This window comes from Aureimonas glaciei, from assembly GCF_014643375.1.
Taxonomy (GTDB): domain Bacteria; phylum Pseudomonadota; class Alphaproteobacteria; order Rhizobiales; family Rhizobiaceae; genus Plantimonas; species Plantimonas glaciei.
Genome location: NZ_BMJJ01000013.1, coordinates 119,437 through 140,590 on the forward strand (window position 1 = coordinate 119,437; position 21,154 = coordinate 140,590).

15 protein-coding genes are annotated in these 21,154 nt (G+C 67.7%); 12 read left to right on the top strand and 3 right to left on the bottom strand.

What is annotated here, in order from left to right; genetic code table 11:
• Window positions 1-185 precede the first annotated feature (185 nt).
• The 5 genes from treZ to IEX88_RS22250 all read left to right on the top strand — a co-directional run bounded on the left by treZ (window position 186) and on the right by IEX88_RS22250 (window position 8,536).
• Entirely contained in the window at window positions 186-2,072 is a 1,887-nt protein-coding gene (gene treZ, locus IEX88_RS22230; protein WP_188854676.1) for a malto-oligosyltrehalose trehalohydrolase, read from the top strand.
• A complete protein-coding gene (gene malQ, locus IEX88_RS22235; protein ID WP_188854677.1) occupies window positions 2,065-3,921 on the top strand; it encodes a 4-alpha-glucanotransferase in 1,857 nt (618 codons plus the stop codon). The genes treZ and malQ overlap by 8 nt, the downstream gene beginning before the upstream one ends.
• Window positions 3,918-6,623: a malto-oligosyltrehalose synthase gene (treY, locus tag IEX88_RS22240; RefSeq protein WP_188854678.1), complete on the top strand. Its 2,706-nt coding sequence runs from the start codon at window positions 3,918-3,920 to the stop codon at window positions 6,621-6,623. Before malQ ends, treY begins: the two co-directional genes overlap by 4 nt.
• A 75-nt stretch (window positions 6,624-6,698) precedes the next feature.
• Window positions 6,699-7,484, top strand: coding sequence for a ThuA domain-containing protein (locus IEX88_RS22245; RefSeq protein WP_188854679.1), 786 nt, complete (start codon window positions 6,699-6,701; stop codon window positions 7,482-7,484).
• Window positions 7,481-8,536, top strand: a complete 1,056-nt coding sequence (locus IEX88_RS22250) for a Gfo/Idh/MocA family protein (protein ID WP_188854680.1) — start codon at window positions 7,481-7,483, stop codon at window positions 8,534-8,536. The genes IEX88_RS22245 and IEX88_RS22250 overlap by 4 nt, the downstream gene beginning before the upstream one ends.
• 7 nt (window positions 8,537-8,543) lie before the next feature.
• On the opposite strand, the gene IEX88_RS22255 is transcribed toward IEX88_RS22250, so the two are convergent.
• Window positions 8,544-9,074 (bottom strand): hypothetical protein, encoded by a 531-nt coding sequence (locus IEX88_RS22255; RefSeq protein ID WP_188854681.1) that lies wholly within the window; start codon window positions 9,072-9,074, stop codon window positions 8,544-8,546.
• A gap of 432 nt (window positions 9,075-9,506) precedes the next feature.
• Here IEX88_RS22255 and IEX88_RS22260 point away from each other — a divergent pair, with 432 nt between their 5' ends.
• The 5 genes from IEX88_RS22260 (at window position 9,507) to IEX88_RS22280 (ending at window position 17,537) form a co-directional block, all read left to right on the top strand.
• Window positions 9,507-10,502 (top strand): hypothetical protein, encoded by a 996-nt coding sequence (locus tag IEX88_RS22260; RefSeq protein WP_188854682.1) that lies wholly within the window; start codon window positions 9,507-9,509, stop codon window positions 10,500-10,502.
• A 315-nt stretch (window positions 10,503-10,817) separates the two neighbouring features.
• A complete protein-coding gene (locus IEX88_RS22265; RefSeq protein ID WP_188854683.1) occupies window positions 10,818-11,705 on the top strand; it encodes a DMT family transporter in 888 nt (295 codons plus the stop codon).
• Between the two features lie 141 nt (window positions 11,706-11,846).
• Entirely contained in the window at window positions 11,847-15,308 is a 3,462-nt protein-coding gene (gene pyc, locus IEX88_RS22270) for a pyruvate carboxylase (RefSeq protein WP_188854684.1), read from the top strand.
• A 176-nt stretch (window positions 15,309-15,484) separates the two neighbouring features.
• Window positions 15,485-16,297 (top strand): DeoR/GlpR family DNA-binding transcription regulator, encoded by an 813-nt coding sequence (locus tag IEX88_RS22275; protein WP_188854685.1) that lies wholly within the window; start codon window positions 15,485-15,487, stop codon window positions 16,295-16,297.
• A gap of 1 nt (window position 16,298) precedes the next feature.
• Entirely contained in the window at window positions 16,299-17,537 is a 1,239-nt protein-coding gene (locus IEX88_RS22280; protein WP_373289647.1) for an MFS transporter, read from the top strand.
• Window positions 17,538-17,605: 68 nt separating this feature from the next.
• Here IEX88_RS22280 and IEX88_RS22285 read toward each other — a convergent pair whose 3' ends face one another.
• Window positions 17,606-17,764 carry a DUF3309 family protein gene (locus tag IEX88_RS22285; protein WP_188854686.1) on the bottom strand — a complete coding sequence of 53 codons (159 nt, stop codon included), beginning with the start codon at window positions 17,762-17,764 and terminating at the stop codon, window positions 17,606-17,608.
• A gap of 226 nt (window positions 17,765-17,990) precedes the next feature.
• Between IEX88_RS22285 and ispG the strand changes: the two genes are divergently transcribed.
• A complete protein-coding gene (ispG, locus tag IEX88_RS22290; protein ID WP_188854687.1) occupies window positions 17,991-19,271 on the top strand; it encodes a flavodoxin-dependent (E)-4-hydroxy-3-methylbut-2-enyl-diphosphate synthase in 1,281 nt (426 codons plus the stop codon).
• Window positions 19,272-19,275: 4 nt separating this feature from the next.
• Window positions 19,276-20,235, top strand: coding sequence for a lytic transglycosylase domain-containing protein (locus tag IEX88_RS22295; protein ID WP_188854688.1), 960 nt, complete (start codon window positions 19,276-19,278; stop codon window positions 20,233-20,235).
• A 93-nt stretch (window positions 20,236-20,328) separates the two neighbouring features.
• Here the strand turns inward: IEX88_RS22295 and IEX88_RS22300 are convergent, their stop codons facing one another.
• Window positions 20,329-21,018, bottom strand: coding sequence for a superoxide dismutase (locus IEX88_RS22300; RefSeq protein ID WP_188854689.1), 690 nt, complete (start codon window positions 21,016-21,018; stop codon window positions 20,329-20,331).
• Between the last annotated feature and the right edge of the window lie 136 nt (window positions 21,019-21,154).

Consider the following 21,154-nt stretch of genomic DNA (forward strand, 5'->3'; position numbering starts at 1 on the left):
GGCTGCGCGCCTCCAGTTAACCATCCGGGACGGGTATCAGGCAGGACGGGCGGCAACGCCCGATCGAGTTCCTGTGCATTACGCCGTCGATCCGAATTGACAGCTGCCGCGCACCCTAAGGTGCGGGCGAGCCTCGATCGCGGCCATGCGTGGCAGTGGTCCTGAAGCAGGAAGGACGATCCGGCATGCCGGAAACAAGGACGACATTTGATCAGGAGACATCCTGGGGACCGCGCCTGACGGCAAGCGGTGCCATCTTCCGACTTTGGGCGCCGGCGATCGAGCGGCTGGAGCTCGCCGTCGAGAAAGCGGGCGAGAAGGCGGGGGACCGCCGCTTTCACGACATGCACCGCGACGAGGGCGGCTGGTGGTCGATCGAGACCGACGCGGTCGCGGTCGGCGACGGCTACGGCTTTCGCGTCAACGGGGGCACGGTGGTGCCCGATCCGGCGGCGCGGGCGCAGATCGGCGACGTGCATTCGCTGTCGCGCCTGGTCGATCCGCATGCCTATGTCTGGAAGACGGCGGCGTGGAAGGGGCGGCCCTGGCACGAGACCGTGTTCTACGAGATGCATGTCGGCACCTTCACGCCCGAGGGCACGTTCGACGCGGCGATCGGCAAGCTCGACTATCTCGTCGAGACCGGCATCACCTGCATCGAACTGATGCCGGTTGCGCAGTTCGGCGGCCAGCGCGGCTGGGGCTATGACGGCGTGCTGCTCTATGCGCCGCATGAAGTCTATGGTGGGGAAGAGGGCCTGAAGCGGCTCGTCGACGCCGCGCACGAGCGCGGGCTGATGGTGTTTCTCGACGTCGTTTACAATCATTTCGGACCTGACGGAAACTACATCGGCCTCTATGCGCCCGAGTTCTTCCATCCCGAGATCCACACGGCCTGGGGCGCGGCGATCGCCTACGAGAATGCGCCCGTGCGCGACTTCATGATCGACAACGCGCTGTTCTGGCTGAACGAATACCGGATCGACGGGTTGAGGCTCGACGCCATCGACTCCATCGAGGACATGACCGACGAGCCGCTGGTGCGCGAACTGGCGGCCCGGGTGCGGGAAAAGATCACCGGTCGCCACGTGCACCTGACCAGCGAGGACGCGCGCAACATCGCCTGGCACATCCAGCGCGACGACAAGGGCCAGCCCTTGCTCGTTAGCGGCGAATGGAACGACGACTTCCACCACTGCGCCCATGTGCTCGCGACGCATGAGGAGGAGGGCTACTACTCCGACTATGTCCGCAACAGCGTGAAGCAGATGGCGCGGTCGCTGGCGGAGGGTTTTGTCTATCAGGGTGAGCATTCCCGCCACCGCGACAAGGAAGTCGGCGAGCGGTCCGACGGGCTGCCGCCAACGGCCTTCGTGAACTTCATCCAGAATCACGACCAGATCGGCAACCGCGCCTTCGGCGACCGGCTGACGGACCTCGCCTCGCGCCGGGTGATCGAATGTCTGCAGGCGATCCTGCTCCTCTCGCCGCAGATCCCGCTGATCTTCATGGGCGAGGAGTTCGGCGACACCAACCCGTTCTGCTTCTTCACCGATTTCGACGGCGATCTCGGCGACCTCGTGCGGGAGGGCCGGCGGGCCGAGTTCAAGAAGTTCGCCGCCTTCCACGATGCGGAGAGCCGAAAGCTCATTCCCGATCCCAATTCCGAGGCGACCTTCCGCCATTCCGCGATCGACTGGTCGATGGTCGACAAGCCGACGAACCGGCGGCGGCTGTACATGGTGCGCAAGCTGCTGCAGCTGCGCCGCGACAAGATCATGCCGCTCCTCGAGGACATTCCGCCCCATTCCGGCAGCTATGCCGTCTCAGACGGCTGCGCCTTCGTGGTTTCCTGGGTGCTGAAGAGCGGACAGATCCTCCGCCTGTTCGCCAATCTCGACGACGAGCCGTGGACGCTCCCCGACACGCTGTCGGACCGCGAGAGCGGCGAGCTGCTCTTCGCCCATCCGCGCCATGCCGAGGAGGACATCCACACGGGCAGCCTGTCGGGCCCCTCGGTGGTCTTCCGCTTGACCAAAATGCTCCAGATCAGGAACGCCCCCGATGCATGAAGGCCTGGACACACTTGCTGAGAGCCACGGCATCCAGCTCGGCTACATCTCCGAGATGGGCGAACGTCAGACCATTTCGGACGAGGCCAAGATCTCGCTGCTGAAGGCGCTGGGCGTCGATCCGGAAACGGGTGCGCCGGGCAGCTACGACGAGGCGGCCGACCAGCCGCAGCTGAAATGCGCGCTGCCGGAAGAGATCCGGAACGGCCGCGTCTGGGGCGTCGCCTGTCAACTCTACGGGCTGCGCTCGCGCCGCAATCTCGGCATGGGCGATTTCGAGGATCTCGCCAATTTCGCCCAGATCGCCGGCGAGGCGGGCGCCGCTTTCGTCGGCGTCAACCCGCTGCACGCGCTGTTCATGGCCGATACCGGGCGCTTTAGCCCCTATTCGCCGTCGACGCGGCGCTTCCTCAACCCGCTCTACATCGCCATCGACCGGCTCCCCGGTGGGGCGGCGGCCACCGAGCGGCTGTTTGCCGAGAGCCCAGAAGCCTTCGACGGGCTGCAGGGCGATCTCGTCGACTATCCCGCCGTCGGCCGGCTGAAGAACTGCCTGCTGCGCGACATCTTCGCCGCGCGGCGGGAGGAGATCGGCGCCGATCCCGCTTTCGAGACCTACTGCGCCGGGGGCGGCGAGACGCTGCGCGATTTCGCCCTTTTCGAGGCGATCTCGGCACGCATGGTCGCGGCCGGACGTCATGCCGGCTGGCATTCCTGGCCGTCCGAATACCAGACCCGCCAGGACCCGGCGGTAAAGGCGTTCGAGGCGGAGGCGCCGGACGATGTGCTCTTCCATCTCTGGCTGCAGTACGAGGCCGAAGAGCAACTGGCCGAGGCGCAGAAGCGTGCCCGGGCGGCCGGCATGCGCATCGGCCTGTATCTCGATCTGGCCGTGGGCGTCGCGCCCGACGGCGCCGAGACCTGGGCCGATCCGGCGCTGACGGTCGGCGCGGCGCGCGTCGGCTCGCCGCCGGACATGTTCAATTCGGCCGGCCAGGACTGGGGCCTTGCGCCGCTGTCGCCGCTGGCGCTGGCCGAACGAGACTTCCGCCCGCTCGGCGACGCCTTCGATGCCCTGACGCGGCACGCCGGCGCCGTGCGCATCGACCATGCCATGGGCCTCGCCCGGCTCTGGTGGATCGCCGAAGGCGAGAAGTCGGCCGGCGGCGGCTATGTCCGCTATCCCCTGGGCCGGATGATCGACACCATCGCCGAAGCGTCGCAACGCAACGACTGCCTCGTTATCGGCGAGGATCTCGGCACTGTGCCGCCGGGCTTCCGCACCACGATGACGCAGGCGCAGGTCCTGTCCTACCGCGTACTCTACTTCGAGCGGCGCGACGTCGAGTTCCTGCCGACCGCCAGCTATCCCGAATTGTCGCTGGCCTGCGTGTCGACGCACGACCTGCCGACGCTGAAGGGGTGGTGGCTCTCGTCCGACATCGAGCTGCGGCTGGAAACGGGAACGCAGAGCGAGGAGCGGACGAAGGAGATGCGCGAGGAGCGTCGGCGTGACCGTCGCATGCTGATCGTCGCGCTGGAGGAGGCCGGCATCCTGCCGGAGCGCTATCACCGCGTCGCCAGCGGCGAGGAGGGCTTGCCGCTGGAGCTGACGCAGGACCTCGTCGATGCCGTTCACCGCTTCATCGCCCGCGCGCCGAGCCTCCTCGTCACCGTCCAGGTCGAGGACATGATCGGCGCGACCCTGCAGCCCAACCTGCCCGGCACCACGGACCAATATCCCAACTGGCGCATCCGCCTCGAAGTCGAGCTCGAGGACATGGCCGAGCATGCCGGCTTCCAGTCGATGGCCGAGACGATGCGCAACGAGAGACCGGAGCTTCCATGAGCCGTCAGCTGATCGCGACCTACCGCCTGCAGTTTCGCGAAGGGACGGATTTCGAGACGGCCCGTGCCCTCGCGCCTTATCTGAAATCCCTGGGCGCCAGCCACCTCTACGCCTCGCCGATCTTTTCGGCCTCGCCGGAGTCTACGCACGGCTACGACGTGATCGACTACAACCGCTTCGAGGAAAATCTCGGCGGGGAAGCCGGCTTCGTGGCGATGAGCGACGCCCTGGCGCATGAAGATGTCGGTCTGATCCTCGACTTCGTGCCGAACCACATGGGCGTCAGTCCGGAAAACGCCTGGTGGGAGGATGTCCTCGCCTGGGGGCGCGAGAGCCGCTACGCCAACACCTTTGACATCGCCTGGGACGCGGAGAAGATCCTCGTGCCGGTGCTGGCCAAGCCCTATGGCGAGGCCTCGATGGACGGCGATCTCAAGGTCGTGCTCGACATGGCGGGTTCACGCCTGCGCTTCGACGCGGCCGGCTACCAGCTGCCGCTCGATCCGCGCACGCTCGGCCATGTCTTCGGCTTCCTCGACCATGCCGAGCGCGACCGGCTGGTGCGCCGCTTCTCGGTCGCCACGCCGATCGAGGGCGAGGAGCTGGCCGAGCGCCTGCACGAGCATCTCGGCGACGAGAGCTTTGCCGCCGCCCTCGACGCGGCGATCCAGAGCATCAACGCCGACCAGGCGGCGCTGCACGCGCTGCACGAGGCGCAGGTCTGGCGCCTCGCCTGGTGGCGCACGGCGCGCGAAAAACTGACCTACCGCCGCTTCTTCGAGATCGCCGACCTCATCGGCGTGCGCCAGGAACTGCGCCACGTCTTCCGCGACTCGCACCGCACCGTCATTCGCCTCGCCCGCGAGCGTCGCCTCGACGGCATCCGCATCGACCATGTCGACGGTCTCGCCGATCCGAAGAACTATCTCCTCGACCTGCGCCAAGCCTTCCAGTCGGTGCGCCGCGACCCGGTGATCTTCGTCGAGAAGATCCTCACCGGCGAAGAGCGGCTGCGCCAATCCTGGAACATCGAGGGCACCACCGGCTACGAATTCATCTCCGCTCTGTCCGGCCTCTATGTCGACGCCGACGAGGAGGAGGGGATGACGCGGGCCTACGCCCAGTTCATCGGCGAGGAGGAGGATCTGCGGCAGATGATCCTGCGCCAGAAGCGCTCGATCTTCTCGCGCAACCTCGCCGGCGAACTCGCTTATCTCACCGGCGAGGCACTGGCCGTCGCCAGCCGCGGCCTCGCCACGCGCGACCTCGGCCCGGACACCATCTCGCGCTCGATCATCGAGGTCGCCGCGGCCCTGCCGGTCTATCGCACCTATGTCGGCGTCGACGGCGTGCCGGCGGCCGATCGAGCGATCATCGATGCGGCCGTGCTTCTCGCCAAGTCGCGGCGCGAGGTCGAGGCCGACGAGCCGATCGACTTCATCGGTCGGCTGCTGACGCTCGATTTCGACGAGGGACGCGACGTCGCCGGCGCGCTGAACTTCACGCGGCGCTTCCAGCAGACCACCGGCGCCGTCATGGCCAAGGCCGTCGAGGACACGGTGTTCTTCCGCTACAACCGGCTGATCGCCCTGAACGAGGTCGGCGGCGAACCGGACCATTACGGCACCGATGTCAGCGCCTTCCATGCCGCCATGGCGCTGCGCAGCGAGGACCAGCCGGAGGGGCTGCTCGCCTCCTCGACGCACGACACTAAGCGCGGCGAGGATGCCCGCGCCCGTCTCTACACGCTGAGCGAAGCGCCCAAGCGCTGGTCGACCCTGGTCGAAAGCTTTGCTGAAGCGATGGGCGCCTATCGCATCCCCGTCGAGGGGACGATCGAGGCGCCGGACGCGGCCAGCGAATGGATGTTCTACCAGGCGCTGCTTGGTGTTCTTCCCGCCGACTTCGATCCCGAGGACGACGCGGCCCGGCTCGCCATCGCGGGCCGGTTGCAGACCTTCATGCAGAAGGCGGTCCGCGAGGCCAAGCGCTACACCAGCTGGACCTCGCCGGCCGAGGCCTATGAGAAGGGCATCGAGGACTTCGTCGCCGCGGCGCTGGACCGCGCCGCCACCGACGATTTTTTGCACGAGTTCTGGGACGCGGTTCAGCCTTTCGTCGCCGCGGGCGCCCTGACCTCGCTGTCCCAGGCGCTGATCAAGCTCACCGTGCCGGGCGTGCCAGACATCTACCAGGGCACCGAGTTCTACGATCTCAGCCTGGTCGATCCGGACAACCGGCGCGGGGTCGATTTCGCCGCGCTCGCGGCGGCGCTGGAAAACGGCGAGGCGATCCATTCGAGCCTCGACCACTGGCGCGACGGCATGGTCAAGGCCAAGCTCACCATCGCCGCGCTGCACCTGCGGCAGACCGCGCCGACGCTGTTCACCACGGGCGCCTATCTGCCGCTGACGGTCGAGGGTTCGCGGGCGCAGAATGTCGTCGCCTTTGCCCGGCTCGAAGAAGGGCGGGCGGCGACGATCACCATCGTGCCGCGCCTCTGCCTCAGCATGCTGGAGGAGGGCGGCAGCCTCAGGCCCAAGGCGGACTTCTGGGGCGATACGCGCGTGCTTCTGCCGGCCAGTCTCGCCGGCCGGGCGTTCGACAGCGTGTTGGGCGCCGGCGGCACGCCAGAGGGTGAAAGCATCGCGCTTTCTGCGCTGCCGGAGGGCCTGCCCTTCGCGCTGCTGGTCTCCCGCTGACTCTCCGCTTTGTGCCGGGCAGTCTGCGGCCCGCCCGGGTGAACTCTGCATCCTGAGAAGTCACGGGAGAGCCCGATGCCGATCCGAGCGACAGTGTGGAACGAGTTCCAGCACGAGCGCGACAACGCCACCGTCCGGGCGATCTACCCGGACGGCATCCACCGCACGATCGCCGCGGCCCTTTCTGCGGACCTGGCGATCGAGGCGGCAACGGCGACGCTGGACGAGCCCGAGCACGGGTTGAGCGTCGAGCGGCTGGCCGAGACCGACGTGCTTCTCTGGTGGGGCCACAAGGCTCACGCCGCGGTCGACGACGCCGTGGTCGAGCGCGTGGCGCAGCGGGTGTTCGAGGGGATGGGACTGATCGTCCTGCACTCCGGGCATTTCTCGAAGATCTTCAAGCGGCTGATGGGCGCGCCCTGCGCGTTGCGCTGGCGCGAGGCGGGCGAGCGCGAGCGGCTCTGGGTGATCAACCGCTCGCATCCGATCGTCGCCGGCATCGGCGACTGCATCGAACTGCCGAACTCGGAAATGTACGGCGAGCCCTTCCTGGTGCCCGAGCCGCTCGAGACCGTGTTCATCTCCTGGTATCAGGGCGGCGAGGTTTTTCGCTCGGGCCTCACCTACCAGCGCGGCGCCGGCCGCCTCTTCTATTTCGCGCCCGGCCACGAAACCTATCCGATCTATCACGACGCGAAAATCCAGCGCGTGCTGCAGAATGCGGTGCACTGGGCTCACAACCCGGCCAAGCCCTGGACCGACGTCTCGACCGCTCCCAACGTGCCGATCACGGCCGCGCGCGAGCCGCTGGAGCAGCGCGGCGGTAGCCTGCATGCTCCGGGCGAAGAGGGCTTTCGGTGACCGAGAAGCGGATCCTCATCCTCGGCACCGGTGCGATCGCGCATCGCCATGCCGAGAGCTTTTCCGTGCTTCCGGGCTGCCGGCTGGTGGCGGCCTGCGACATCAACGCCGAGCGCGCCCGTACCTTCGCCGAGATGCACCGAATCCCAGCCGCCTTTGCCGACCTCGACGAGGCGATCGGCTGGAACGGTTTCGATGCCGCGGTGAACGCGACACCAGATGGCGCGCACATGGCGACGACGCTGAAGCTGATCGCCGCCGGCAAGCACGTGTTCTGCGAAAAGCCGCTGGCCCTGAATTTCGACGATGCCAGCGCGATGACGAAAGCCGCCGAGGCGGCCGGGCTCGTCAACATGGTCAACCTCACCTATCGCAACGCCCATGCCCTGCAGATGGCGCGCCGCATGGTCGAGGCCGGCGAAATCGGCACGATCCGGCATGTCTCGGCGAGCTACCTGCAGAGCTGGCTGACCGGCGCGCACTGGGGCGACTGGCGCACCGACGAGCGCTGGCTCTGGCGCCTGTCCTCGGCGCACGGCTCCAAGGGCGTCCTCGGCGACATCGGGATACACATCCTCGATTTCCTGATGTTCGCTACCGGCCTCGACATCGCAGGCCTCGGCGCGCGGATGAAGACCTTCGACAAGGCCGAGGGCGGCGCGATCGGCGCCTATACGCTCGACGTCAACGACAGCGTGGCGATGACGGTGGAAATGTCGAACGGCGCGCTGGGCGTCGTCCACATGACGCGTTTCGCCACCGGCAAGCTCAACGATCTCGACCTGATGATCCACGGCGACAGGGGCGCGCTGAAGATCTGGTCGGACCACGAAACCTCGCGGCTGGAGGCCTGCCTCGGCCCCGACATCGAGACGCAGACCTGGAAGCCCGTCGCCTGCCCGCCGACGCCCAAAAATGCCGACCGCTTCGTCATTGCGCTGCTGTCCGGCGACAACGGGGAGCCGGATTTCCGCCGCGCCGCCAAGGTGCAGAAACTTCTCGACCTCTGCTTCGTCTCGCATGCCGAGGGTCGGGTGCTCGCCGTCGACTGAGCGCCCGTCAGGGATCGCCTCGGGGAGCGGCAGCGGGCGAGGGGTTCTTCTCGTAACCCGGTCCGACGGTGAGGGGCTGGGACGGCGCGATGCTGTCGTCCAAGTTGGACCGGGCGGCGAGGCGGGTCTCGAACAGCACCTTCTCGTCGCCGCGGTTCAGGAGACGGATGGTGACGTGGTACGGCACGCCCTTCCGGACGCCCCGCAGCGGCGGGGAGCGCAGCGCATAGCGCCGCGATTGCGGAAAGATCTTCTCGCTCACGCGGTGTGGAGGGCCGCCGGCCGGATCCTCGAAATCGGCCGTCAGCGTCGAGGAGACCGGCACCGGGCGCATGATCTCGGCGGTGAAGCCGTAATAGACGTCCGCCACGCGGTAGTTGAAGATGAAGCTCGGGCCGGCGATGCGCAGGAGCGGCGTCTCTCCCGGCGGGACCCGCACCATCCAGGCGGCCGCCACGAGCAAAGCCAGGCCGGTCGCACAGACGGCGCCCCACTGACGTCTTGTGATGCGCCGCAACGAACGGCGGACCCGTCGCATCGGCTTCCTCCCGTCCCGCGGGCGGTCGCCCGCTTCGGCGGCGAGAGGCCCCCGCATCACGAAAGATCTGCGGTGGCTCGCGGCTTCTTGGCATTTGCGGCCGCGAAGCCCACCCAAACCTTGCGGGCGTATTGTGCCTGTTGTTCGGGGATCTGTCTGCCCCGCAGCTGGGCCACCGCGCGGTGAGGTGGCCCAGTTCCGTCTTTGTTTCTTCAGGTCGCAGCGTTAGTTGAACTGAGACGTCGACGACGAATTGCCGCCGCCGACCTGGCTGGTGCTCGACCGGTTGCCGAAGCCGCCCTGAGTCGTCGAGGAACTGTTGCCGATGCCGAGCTGGCCCGTGCTGGACGAGTTGCCGACGCCGACCTGACCGGTGGTGGCGCTGTTGAAGGCGCCGATCTGACCGGTGCGGGCGGAGTTGCCGAAGCCGATTTGGCCGGTGGCGGCGGCATTGCCGAGACCGATCTGACCGGTTGCCGAGCCCGGGGCTCGCTGGAGCTCACGACGGCCACCGGTCCCGGCGGTTCCTCCGCCCAGGCGCAGGCCCTGGCCGTGGATCCCACCGGCAACACCGCGATCATCAACCAGCAGACCGCGTCGCCGGTCGGCGGCTCGACCGCCAATCTGGCCTTCTCCCCCACGGCGGACGGGGGAGCGCTGACCGGCGTTGCCACCAATGGCTCCACCCCGGACGCGATCGCCTTCGGGGCCCTTGCCGATTCAGGCCAGTATGCGCTCGGTGCCGTCGGCAATCTCGATGGGCTGAATTTTGTGACGCAGCAAAGCGAAGACGTGACCATGGGAACCGTGGAGCTGCGCTTTGGCCGCTCCTTCGGCCTGGGCGACGGCTGGGCCTTCACGCCGGTGGTCGGCCCGAGCTATCGGCGGATCGAGCGCGACATCGAGACCACCACGACGCTCGCTATCACCCCCGGATCCGCCGCGGTCGGGCGGTTCCCCGATGTCAGCGTGTCGCAGATCGAGGATCTGACCGCCGACTACTATGGCGGCCTCGTCGGAATGACCTTTTCGGGGCCGGTCGCAAACCGCGTCTTTCTGAATTTCGGCGGCGACTTCGGTGTCGCGAGCTATCGGGCCAAGTATGACGGCGAAGGCCGGGCCATCATCGCCAACGTGCTGGACAGCGGCAGCGTCTCCGGCGCCTCCCAGTCCGAGAGCGAAACGACCTATTTCGGGCGGGCGAAAGCCGGCATCACCGTCGTCGAGGGCCGCGCCGCTCTGACCCTCGGCGTCCAGGCTGAATATCTCGCCGACGTGCCGACACTCTCGCGTCCGTCCTTCGAAGGCCTGACCTACAGCCAGGCTGCAGCCAGCCTCGCCGGTACCTCCGGCAGCGCCACGTCGAGCCTCGCCTCCGACGACATGTGGAGCTATGGGGCCAATGTCGGCCTGGTCGTCCGCTTCTGATATCTCCTGCTGGGAAGACCATCGCGCTTCGCGGCCGCCCGCGGAGCGCGCCGGTCCTTAATCCGGCATCGGTTCGGGACTCAGCCAGCCTGCCTGGCTGTTTTCCGGTTTTCCATTGGGGATGTCAGGGGCGGTCCGAGGGCGCAGCCGAGCGCGCGCTCCGGGGAAAGCAGGGATCAAGGCCTGGTGCGTGATGCCATCGACTGGCCGGAGCGTCGACGATCAGACGATCAGTCTCAGCAATCATTGGCACGAGCCCGAAGAAATGCGTAGGGCTGAACGCCGTGACGTGCGCTCCGATTCGATCGGCTTTCCATGCAGACCGGCATTCTCCTCGGCTTTCTCAGCTATTTCGTCTATGCGTGCAGCGATGCCCTGATCAAGTATCTCGGCGGGCATATTCCGGTCTTCGAGATCGGCTTCTTCACTTCCGTCTTCGCCATCCTCCCGGCGCTCCTGACCAAGGAGCGGGGGGATAGCTGGCGGTCCGTGCTGGTCCCGCACCGGCCGAAACTCGTCCTGCTCAGGATGACCAGCGGCACGCTCGGCGGCATCCTCGCCGTCGTCGCCTTCACCTCGCTGCCGCTCGCCGACGCCTACGCGCTGATCTTTCTCTTGCCGGTCTTTGTCACCATCCTGTCGACCCTGATCCTGAAGGAGCCGGTCGGCTGGATGCGCTGGAGCGCGGTGATCGCCGGGCTGATCGGCGTTCTCCTGGTGGTGCGGCCGGGCTTCCGGGAAATCCTGCCGGGGCATCTGGCGGCGATCGGTTGCGCCTTCTGCGGTGCGATCACCGTCATCGTGCTGCGCGTGCTCGGGCCGACCGAGCGGCGGATCACGCTGATCGGCTCGGTGGTCATCAGCGCCTTCATCGTCAACGGCATCCTGATGATCCCGCAGTTCGTCATGCCGACCCTCGACATTCTCCCCTATGTGGTCGCTGCGGGCCTGTGCGCCGGCGCCGGCCACCTGATCCAGGTTTATGCGACGCGGGCGGCGCCGGCGAACCGGGTCGCCCCGACGCAGTACAGCCAGATCATCTGGGCGACGATCATCGGCGCGATGTTCTTCGACGAGTTCCCGGACGCGTTCGGGATCGCCGGCATGTCGCTGGTCGCTCTGTCCGGCCTGTTCACCTTCCTGCGCGAGGAGAAGCGGAGCGGCTGGTCGCGCCGCACGCCGCTCGACCGCAACCGCGTCTGACCTCTTCTCGCCCGGCGCACGGCCTGCGCGGCCGGGCGCTCGACCGGCGCTCTTCGCGCTTGCGAAATGGCGGGAAGCGAAGCACTCTCGGCTGTCAGCTTCCCCACCTCAGAAGGAAGCGTCTCGTAGGGAGTGCCTGATTTGTCCATCGCCAAGATCCTCGTCGCCAACCGCTCGGAAATCGCCATCCGGGTGTTTCGCGCCGCCAACGAGCTCGGTCTGAAGACCGTGGCGATCTGGGCGGAGGAGGACAAGCTGGCGCTGCACCGCTTCAAGGCGGACGAGAGCTACCAGGTCGGGCGCGGCCCGCATCTGAAGCGCGATCTCGGGCCGATCGAGTCCTATCTGTCGATCGAGGAGATCATCCGCGTCGCCAAACTCTCGGGCGCCGACGCGATCCATCCCGGCTACGGCCTGCTTTCCGAGAGCCCGGAATTCGTCGACGCCTGCACCGAGGCGGGGCTCATCTTCATCGGCCCGACCGCCGACACCATGCGCCGGCTCGGCAATAAGGTCGCGGCGCGCAATCTCGCCCTCGAGGTCGGCGTGCCCGTGGTGCCGGCGACGGGGCCGCTGCCGGACGATGCCGAGGAGATCAAGCGTCTCGCCGCCGGCGTCGGCTACCCCATCATGCTGAAGGCGTCCTGGGGCGGCGGCGGACGTGGCATGCGCTCCATTCGCCAGGAATCCGATCTCCTGCGCGAGGTGACGGAGGGCAAGCGCGAGGCCATGGCGGCCTTCGGCAAGGACGAGGTCTATCTGGAGAAGCTGGTCGAGCGGGCCCGGCATGTTGAGGTGCAGATCCTCGGCGACACCCACGGCAATGTCGTCCACCTGTTCGAGCGCGACTGCTCGATCCAGCGCCGCAACCAGAAGGTCGTCGAGCGCGCCCCGGCGCCGTATCTCGACGACGGCCAGCGGGCGGAACTCTGCGGCTACGCCAAGCAGTTGGCCGAGGCGACCGGCTATGTCGGCGCCGGGACGGTCGAGTTCCTGATGGATGCCGACACCGGCAAATTCTACTTCATCGAGGTCAATCCGCGCATCCAGGTCGAGCACACCGTGACCGAGGAGGTCACCGGCATCGACATCGTCAAGGCGCAGATCCACATCCTCGACGGCTTCGCCATCGGCACGCCGGAATCGGGCGTGCCTGTTCAGGCCGACATCCGCCTCAACGGCCACGCCCTGCAGTGCCGCATCACCACCGAGGACCCCGAGCAGGCCTTCATCCCCGACTATGGCCGCATCACCGCCTATCGTGGCGCGACCGGTTTCGGCATTCGCCTCGACGGCGGCACCGCCTATTCCGGCGCGGTCATCACGCGCTTCTACGATCCGCTGCTGGAGAAGGTGACGGCCTGGGCGCCGAGCCCGGAAGAAGTGATTGCGCGGATGGACCGAGCGCTGCGCGAGTTCCGCATCCGCGGCGTCGCGACGAACCTCACCTTTCTCGAAGCGATCATCACGCATCCGCAATTTCGCGATAACAGCTACACGACCCGCTTCATCGACACGACGCCGGAACTGTTCAGCCAGGTGAAGCGCCGCGACCGCGCGACGAAGCTGCTCACCTATCTCGCCGACGTCACCGTCAACGGCCATCCCGAGACGCGCGGGCGGCCGAAGCCGAACCCCGACAATGCCCCGCCGGCAGCGCCGGTCTTCAACCTGCCGATCGCCGAGGGCACGAAGCAGAAGCTGGACGCGCTGGGGCCGCGCGGCTTTGCCGACTGGATGCTGGCGCAGAAACAGGTGCTCGTCACCGACACCACCATGCGCGACGGCCACCAGTCGCTGCTCGCCACGCGCATGCGCACGCACGACATCGTCGCCATCGCCGACGCCTATGCGCGGGCCCTGCCGCAGCTCCTGTCGCTGGAATGCTGGGGCGGCGCGACCTTCGACGTCGCCATGCGCTTCCTCACCGAGGATCCCTGGGAGCGGCTGGCGCAGATCCGCGAGCGCGCGCCGAACATCTTGCTGCAGATGCTGCTGCGCGGCTCCAACGGCGTCGGCTACACCAACTACCCCGACAACGTCGTGAAGACCTTTGTCGCCGAGGCGGCCAAGGGCGGGGTGGACCTCTTCCGGGTGTTCGACTGCCTGAACTGGACCGAGAACATGCGCGTCTCGATCGACGCGGTCGGCGAGTCCGGCAAATTGTGCGAAGGGGCGATCTGCTACACCGCCGATCTCCTCAACTCCGCCCGGCCGAAATACGACCTGAAATACTATGTCGGCCTCGCCAAGGAGATGGAGGCGGCCGGCGCGCATATCCTCGGCGTGAAGGACATGGCCGGCCTGCTCAAGCCGGCGGCGGCCAAAGTGCTGTTCAAGGCGCTGAAGGAGGAGGTGGGCCTGCCCATCCACTTCCACACCCACGACACCTCGGGCATCGCCGCGGCGACGGTGCTCGCGGCGGTGGAGGCGGGCGTCGACGCGGTCGACGCGGCGATGGACGCGGTCTCGGGCAATACTTCGCAGCCCTGCCTCGGCTCGATCGTCGAGGCCCTGGCCGGCAGCGAGCGCGATCCCGGCCTCTCGGCAGACGCCATCCGCCGCATCTCCTTCTACTGGGAGGCGGTGCGCAACCAGTATGCCGCCTTCGAGAGCGACCTGAAGGGGCCGGCCTCGGAGGTCTACCTGCACGAAATGCCGGGCGGCCAGTTCACCAACCTCAAGGAACAGGCGCGGGCGCTCGGTCTCGACACGCGCTGGCATGCGGTCGCGCAGACCTATGCCGACGTCAACCAGATGTTCGGCGACATCGTCAAGGTGACGCCGTCCTCCAAGGTCGTCGGCGACATGGCGCTGATGATGGTGAGCCAGGACCTCACCGTCGCCGACGTCGAGGATCCCGCCAAGGATCTCGCCTTCCCCGATTCCGTCGTTTCGATGCTGCGCGGCGATCTCGGCCAGCCGACCGGTGGTTGGCCCCAGGCGCTTCAGAAGAAGGTGCTGAAGGGCGAGGCGCCGATCACGGTGCGGCCGGGCTCGCTGATCCCCGATGCCGACCTCTTGGCCGAGCGGGCGAAGATCGAGGAGAAGCTGGGCGCCGCGATCACCGACCAGGCCTTCGCCTCCTACCTCATGTATCCCAAGGTCTTCACCGACTTCCACGCAGCGCAGGACCTCTACGGTCCGGTCAGCGGCCTGCCGACGCCGAGCTATTTCTACGGCATCGCGCAGGAGGAGGAGGTCCTGATCGACCTCGAGCGCGGCAAGACGCTGGTGGTCCGCTGCCTCGGCTTCGGCGAGACCGACGAGAAGGGCATGCGCACCGTCTTCTTCGAGCTGAACGGCCAGCCGCGGCGGGTGAAGGTGCCCGACCGCAACCGCACCGGCTCGGCCGTCGTCAAGCCGAAGGCGGATCCGGGCAATGCCGCCCATGTCGGCGCGCCGATGCCGGGCGTCGTCTCGACGCTGGCGGTGGCTGCCGGCCAGAGCGTGCGGGCCGGCGACGTGCTCCTGTCGATCGAGGCGATGAAGATGGAGACGGCGCTGCACGCCGAGCGCGACGGCACCATCGCTGCCGTGCACGTGAAGGTCGGCGACCAGATCGACGCCAAGGATCTTCTGGTCGCTTTCGCGGTGGCCTAGCTTCCGCATCCTCGCTTCCGTTATGCCGGCGCCGCCCCTCATCGGGCGGCGTTTGGCTGACTCTCTCGGCTCCGCATTGGGTTCGCGCCGCGCTGACGACGGCCGAAGATCCATTTGACTTGACTGCTTATGCCGATTTATGCATGGTTATGCACGATTGAGCATGATTGGCGCGCATGGAATCCCATCTTCTGACGACCGAGAGACAGACGCAGATCCGGACACTCCTAGCCGAAGAGGGGCGTGTTCTCGCGGCGCCGCTCGCCAAGCGCTTCAACGTCTCCGAGGACACGGTGCGCCGCGACCTGCGCGATCTCGCCCAGGCGGGCCTCTGCCGCCGGGTCTATGGCGGCGCCGTTCCGGTTGCGCCGTCGGACGGCTCGCTGTCCGAGCGCCGCCACCTCGCGCCGGCGCGCAAAGCCGCGCTCGCCCGGGCCATCGCGGCCGAGATCGCGCCGGGATCGCTGCTGTTCATCGATGCCGGCTCGACCAATCTCGCCGTCGCCGAGGCGCTGGCGGTGGATGCCGGGCTGACCGTCGTGACGAACGCCCCCTTGATCGCCTGCGCTCTTCTGGAGCGCGGCGGCATCGAGACCATCCTCATCGGCGGACGGATCGATGCGGGAACGGGCGCCTGCTTCGGTCCCAAGGCGCTGGCCGATGCGGAACGGTTCCGGCCGGATGTGCTGATCCTCGGCGCCTGCGGAATTGATGTCGGCGAAGGGGTGACCGGAAATGTCTTCGAGGAATGCGAGCTGAAGGCGGCGCTGGCGTCGCGCAGCCGCCGCATCTTCGTCGCCGCGACGAACGACAAGATCGGCACGGCCGCGCCCTATGCGGTCATCGCGACCGAGAAGATCTCCCTGCTGTTCGTCGAGGCCGACTGCGATCCCGCCGCCATGGAAGCGATGGCGGCGCGGGGCGTCAGCCTCGTGCGCGCCGCACCGGATGATGCACGGCGCCAGAAGCCCGCGGGCGGGAAAGACTGACATGGCGAAGATGGAAGGAGTGAGCGGCATGGCGCTTGCGGAGGATGTGCCCCTGTCGCCCTCGGCGGCCCTGCCAATGCACCGCATCGCCGTCTCCGCGGCGTTTCTGGCCAACGGCTTCCTGATCGGCAGCTGGGCGCCGGAGATCCCGCTGTTTGCGGCGCGCCTGGACATCTCCAAGGCGACGCTCGGTATCATGATCCTCGTCTTCGGCCTCGGCGCCGTGGCTGCGATGCCCGTTGTCGGCCGGCTGATCGGGGCGCTCGGCTCGCGCCTGCCGATGCTGGTTCTGCATCTCCTGATGGTGCCGGCGCTGCCTCTGGCCGTGCTGGCGCCGGGTCTCGTCACCGCCGGTCTCGCCGTCGCTTTGATGGGGATGGCCACCGGCGGCATGGACGTCGCCATGAACGCCAACGCCGTGGCGGTCGAGCGCCGGCGGCCGCGGGCGATCATGTCATCCTGCCACGGCTTCTGGAGCGTCGGGGGGCTTCTCGGCGCCGGCCTCGGTGGCTTCATCATCGCCGCCTTCGGGGCGCTCGGCCATTCGCTGATCGTCGCCGTCGTGATCCTGGCGCTGTGGCTCGTGGTGGCTCGGGGCGCGCTCGCCGATGGGGTGGCGAAGGCGGAGTCGACAGCCCCTGGCGCGGACGCGGTACCGGGGGCGGCGGGGACCAGCCGTGCCGGCGTGCTCAAGGCGATCGCGGTCGGGCTGTTCGCGCTGTTCGCGATGATCCCGGAAGGCGCGGCGATCGACTGGAGCGCGGTCTATCTGCGCCAGGAACTCGACGCCGGCGACGCCGCCTCGGGCCTCGCCTTCGCCGCCTTCTCGCTCACCATGGCCTGTTTCCGCTTTGCCGGCGACGGCATCCGCGATCGCTTCGGGGCGGTCCAGACGGCGCGGGTCTGCAGCGCCCTGGCCGCGGCGGGGCTGCTGGCTGTCGGCCTCGCCGACACGCTGCCGGTCACGCTTCTCGGCTTCGCCCTGATGGGCGTCGGCCTGTCCAACATGGTGCCGATCGCCTTTTCGGCCGCCGGCAATGTCGAAGGTCTCAGGCCGGGAACCGGCCTGTCGATCGTCTCGGCGCTCGGCTACAGCGGCATTCTTCTCGCGCCCTCGGTGATCGGCTTCGTCGCCGAGCATTCTGGCTTTCGCGTCATCTTCCTCTCGCTGGCGCTGCTGCTCGTCGTCACCTTCCTCGCCGCAGGTCTCGTCCGCGGCGCCGATCGCCGCTTGGACTGAGCCCCGTAAACGACGACGCCGGCCCTTTCGGGCCGGCGCTGACAGCAGATGATGGAGGTCGGGAGGGGCTAGATTCGGCCGAGCAGGACGAGGATCAGCACCACCACGAGGATGACGCCGAGAATGCCGCTCGGGCCGTAGCCCCAGTTGCGCGAATGGCCCCAGGAGGGAACGGCGCCGATCAGGACGAGGACGAGGATGATGATAAGGATGGTGCCGAGCGTCATAGGAATGTCCTGACTTCTGGATGGGTCGTGCGTCACAAACCCGCGAGGAGACTGTGAGTTCCCTTCCCGCACGGCGATTGTTGGCCGGGCGCGCACAATTTTTCCGGCGCACTTCTTGCGCCAGGCCGCTCCGTCACAGGGCCGACATGGTCGCGGTGCCATTTGACAAGCCGTCCCGAAAGCGCCACCTCGACCTTTGTCCTTCTCCGCCGTGTGGATGTCTCAGATGAACATCGAACCCCTCATCGACGCCCTCGATGCCGACCCGACGCCGCGGCGCCGGACTGTGGCCGTCGATGTCGGCGGCATTCTCGTCGGTGGCCCGGCGCCGGTCGTCGTGCAGTCGATGACCAATACCGACACCGCCGACATCGACGCGACGGTCGCGCAGGTCGCGGCGCTCGCCAAGGCCGGCTCCGAAATCGTCCGCATCACCGTCGACCGCAACGAATCGGCCGCCGCCGTCCCCAAGGTGCGCGAGCGCCTCGACCGGCTCGGCATCACCGTGCCGCTGGTCGGCGACTTCCACTATATCGGCCACACGCTGCTCGCCGAGCACCCGGCCTGCGCCGAGGCGCTGGCGAAATACCGGATCAATCCCGGCAATGTCGGCTTCGGCGAAAAGAAGGACCGGCAGTTCGTCCAGATCATCGAGCAGGCGATCCGCTGGAACAAGCCGGTGCGCATCGGCGTGAACTGGGGCTCGCTCGACCAGGCGCTGCTGACGCGGCTGATGGACGAAAATTCCCTCTCCGCCCGGCCGCGTTCGGCGCGGGCGGTGATGCGCGAGGCGATCATCCAGTCGGCGCTGTTCTCGGCGCAACTGGCCGAAGAGACCGGCCTTTCGCGCGACAAGATCATCCTCTCGGCCAAGGTGTCCAACGTCCAGGATCTCATCGCCGTCTACCGCGACCTGTCGAACCGCACCGACCATGCGCTGCATCTCGGCCTGACCGAGGCCGGCATGGGCTCCAAGGGCATCGTCGCCTCGTCGGCCGCTCTCGGTATCCTCCTGCAGGAAGGCATCGGCGACACCATCCGCGTGTCGCTGACGCCTGAACCGAATGGCGACCGCACGCGTGAAGTGCAGGTGGCACAGGAGATCCTGCAGACCATGGGGTTCCGCCAGTTCGTGCCCATCGTCGCGGCCTGCCCGGGCTGCGGCCGCACGACCTCGACCGTATTCCAGGAACTCGCCGAACAGATCCAGTCCGACCTCCGGACTTCCATGCCACTCTGGCGCGAAAAATATCCGGGCGTCGAGGGGCTGAAGGTCGCGGTCATGGGCTGCATCGTCAACGGTCCCGGCGAATCCAAGCATGCCGATATCGGCATCTCGCTGCCCGGCACCGGCGAGACGCCGTCGGCACCGATCTTCGTCGACGGCAAGAAGGTCGCCACCCTGCGCGGGCCGAACATCGCCGAGGACTTCAAGGTGATGGTCGCCGACTATATTGATCGGCGGTTTGGCGTGGCGACGGTCGCGGTCGAGCCGGCTGCCGAATAGCGCGATGGCTGTCCGGCGCGGCGCTCTCCTTTCGCTGCTGGCCAGCCTCACCGCCGTCTGGACGGCGGCGGCCGAAGTGCCGCTCGGCGACGCGCCTGCGGCGGAGACGGGGGGGCTGGCTGCCGACGCCCTGACGGCGGCCGCCACGACGGCGAAGGCCAGGGCGAACGCCCCGCCCGGTATCGGCCCTCCCGCCCCGCCCGTCGGCAAGACCGGCACGGCCCTCATCTGCGACCTCATCGCGACCAATGCCGCCGCGACCGAGATGTCGCCCGATTTCTTCGCCCGGTTGATCTGGAAGGAAAGCCGTTTCGACGGCGAGGCGCTGTCGCCCGTCGGCGCCCGCGGCATCGCGCAGTTCATGCCGGGCACCGCGCGCGAGCGCGGCCTCGACGATCCCTACGACATTAGCGAGGCGATCCGTCATTCGGCGCTCTATCTGCGCGATCTCAAGGCCGATCTCGGCAATTGGGGCCTGGCGGCGGCCGCCTATAATGGCGGCATCAACCGGGTGAAGCGCTGGCGCGTCACGGGCGGCTCGTTGCCCTACGAGACCGAAAACTATGTCCTGTCGATCACCGCCCGCTCGGCAGACTGGTTCCTCGAACCCGGCCGCGAAATCGAGGCGGCGCCGCTCGATGCGGCGAAGAGCTTTGACGAGTCCTGCCAGGCGATGCCGATGGTGCGGACGCGCGCCCCGGCCGTCGAGAGCGCGCCCATGCAGCCCTGGGGCGTCCAGGTTGCGGGCAGCCCGCGCCAGACAGTGGCGCTGCAATCCTTCCGGCGCGTGCAGGCCCGGTTTTCCGGCATTCTCGGGAGCAAGGCGCCGATCGTCGTGCGCGACCGTGCCAGCCGCGGCCGCATCTATGCCGTGCGGATCGGCGCCGATTCGCGTGGCGAGGCCGATGCCCTGTGCGGCCGGCTGCGCGGCGCCGGGGGCAGCTGCGTGGTTTTCCGCAACTAAAGAGGCCGGGCACGAAAAGCCCAGCCTCGAGCTGTGCGTCCCGGATGCCGGGCGCCGCGGTGCCGGGCAGGGAAGACCCCGCCCGGCAGAGGCTCAGGCGGGCATTTGCTCGCCGACGAAGCGCCAGTTCACGAGATTGTCGAGCACCGCCTTGACGTGATCGGGCCGGCGGTTCTCGTAGTCGAGATAATAGGCGTGCTCCCAGACGTCGACGCCGGCGAGCGGCGTCTTGCCCTCGGCGATGGGGTTGCCGGCATCCTGCAGACCGAGGATCTCGAGCTTGCCGTCGCCGGCGACGAGCCAGACCCAGCCGGTACCGAACACTTTTCCGGCCTCCGCCACCATCGCCGCCTTCATCTCGTCGACGCTGCCGAAATCGCGGTTCACGGCTTCGAGGAAGGCGCCTTCGGGCGCGGCCGGGCCGTCTTCGAACTGGTTCCAGTAGAAGACATGGTTCCAGGCCTGGCCGGCATTGTCGAAAATCGCCTGGTTCCCGTCTGCTTTCGCCTTGGTGATCGCCTCTTGCAGCGAGAGCCCCTCGAAGGGGGTGCCGGGCGCAAGTTCGTTCAGCTTGGTGAAGTAGGATTTATGGTGCTTGCCATAGTGGAGGCCGACCGTCTTGGCCGAGATCGTCGGGGCCAGGGCATCTTCGGCATAGGGTAGGGGCGGCTGGGTGAAGCCCGCGGCGGCGGCCGTCGCCTGTGCCGCGGCGGTGCGCGGCAGGAAAGTTGCGGCGGCAGCCGCGCTGCTGAGGGCCAGAAGGCTTCTTCGGTCGATCGGCATAAAATCTCCTCTTCGCAAACGGATGACGGTATCGGACTGGGCGGCGCATCGCCTGTCGGACCGTCCCTGAGCCAATGCCCCGCTCACCGATCGGGTTTCATCGATGACGCAGTTGTGCCCGGGCGCCGGAGACCCG

Coding starts and splice junctions, on each gene's coding strand:
- treZ (WP_188854676.1), top strand. CDS start 186: ATGCCGGAAACAAGGACGACATTTGATCAGGAGACATCCTGGGGACCG.
- malQ (WP_188854677.1), top strand. CDS start 2,065: ATGCATGAAGGCCTGGACACACTTGCTGAGAGCCACGGCATCCAGCTC.
- treY (WP_188854678.1), top strand. CDS start 3,918: ATGAGCCGTCAGCTGATCGCGACCTACCGCCTGCAGTTTCGCGAAGGG.
- IEX88_RS22245 (WP_188854679.1), top strand. CDS start 6,699: ATGCCGATCCGAGCGACAGTGTGGAACGAGTTCCAGCACGAGCGCGAC.
- IEX88_RS22255 (WP_188854681.1), bottom strand. CDS start 9,074: ATGCGACGGGTCCGCCGTTCGTTGCGGCGCATCACAAGACGTCAGTGG.
- IEX88_RS22265 (WP_188854683.1), top strand. CDS start 10,818: ATGCAGACCGGCATTCTCCTCGGCTTTCTCAGCTATTTCGTCTATGCG.
- IEX88_RS22275 (WP_188854685.1), top strand. CDS start 15,485: ATGGAATCCCATCTTCTGACGACCGAGAGACAGACGCAGATCCGGACA.
- IEX88_RS22280 (WP_373289647.1), top strand. CDS start 16,299: ATGGCGAAGATGGAAGGAGTGAGCGGCATGGCGCTTGCGGAGGATGTG.
- IEX88_RS22285 (WP_188854686.1), bottom strand. CDS start 17,764: ATGACGCTCGGCACCATCCTTATCATCATCCTCGTCCTCGTCCTGATC.
- ispG (WP_188854687.1), top strand. CDS start 17,991: ATGAACATCGAACCCCTCATCGACGCCCTCGATGCCGACCCGACGCCG.
- IEX88_RS22295 (WP_188854688.1), top strand. CDS start 19,276: ATGGCTGTCCGGCGCGGCGCTCTCCTTTCGCTGCTGGCCAGCCTCACC.
- IEX88_RS22300 (WP_188854689.1), bottom strand. CDS start 21,018: ATGCCGATCGACCGAAGAAGCCTTCTGGCCCTCAGCAGCGCGGCTGCC.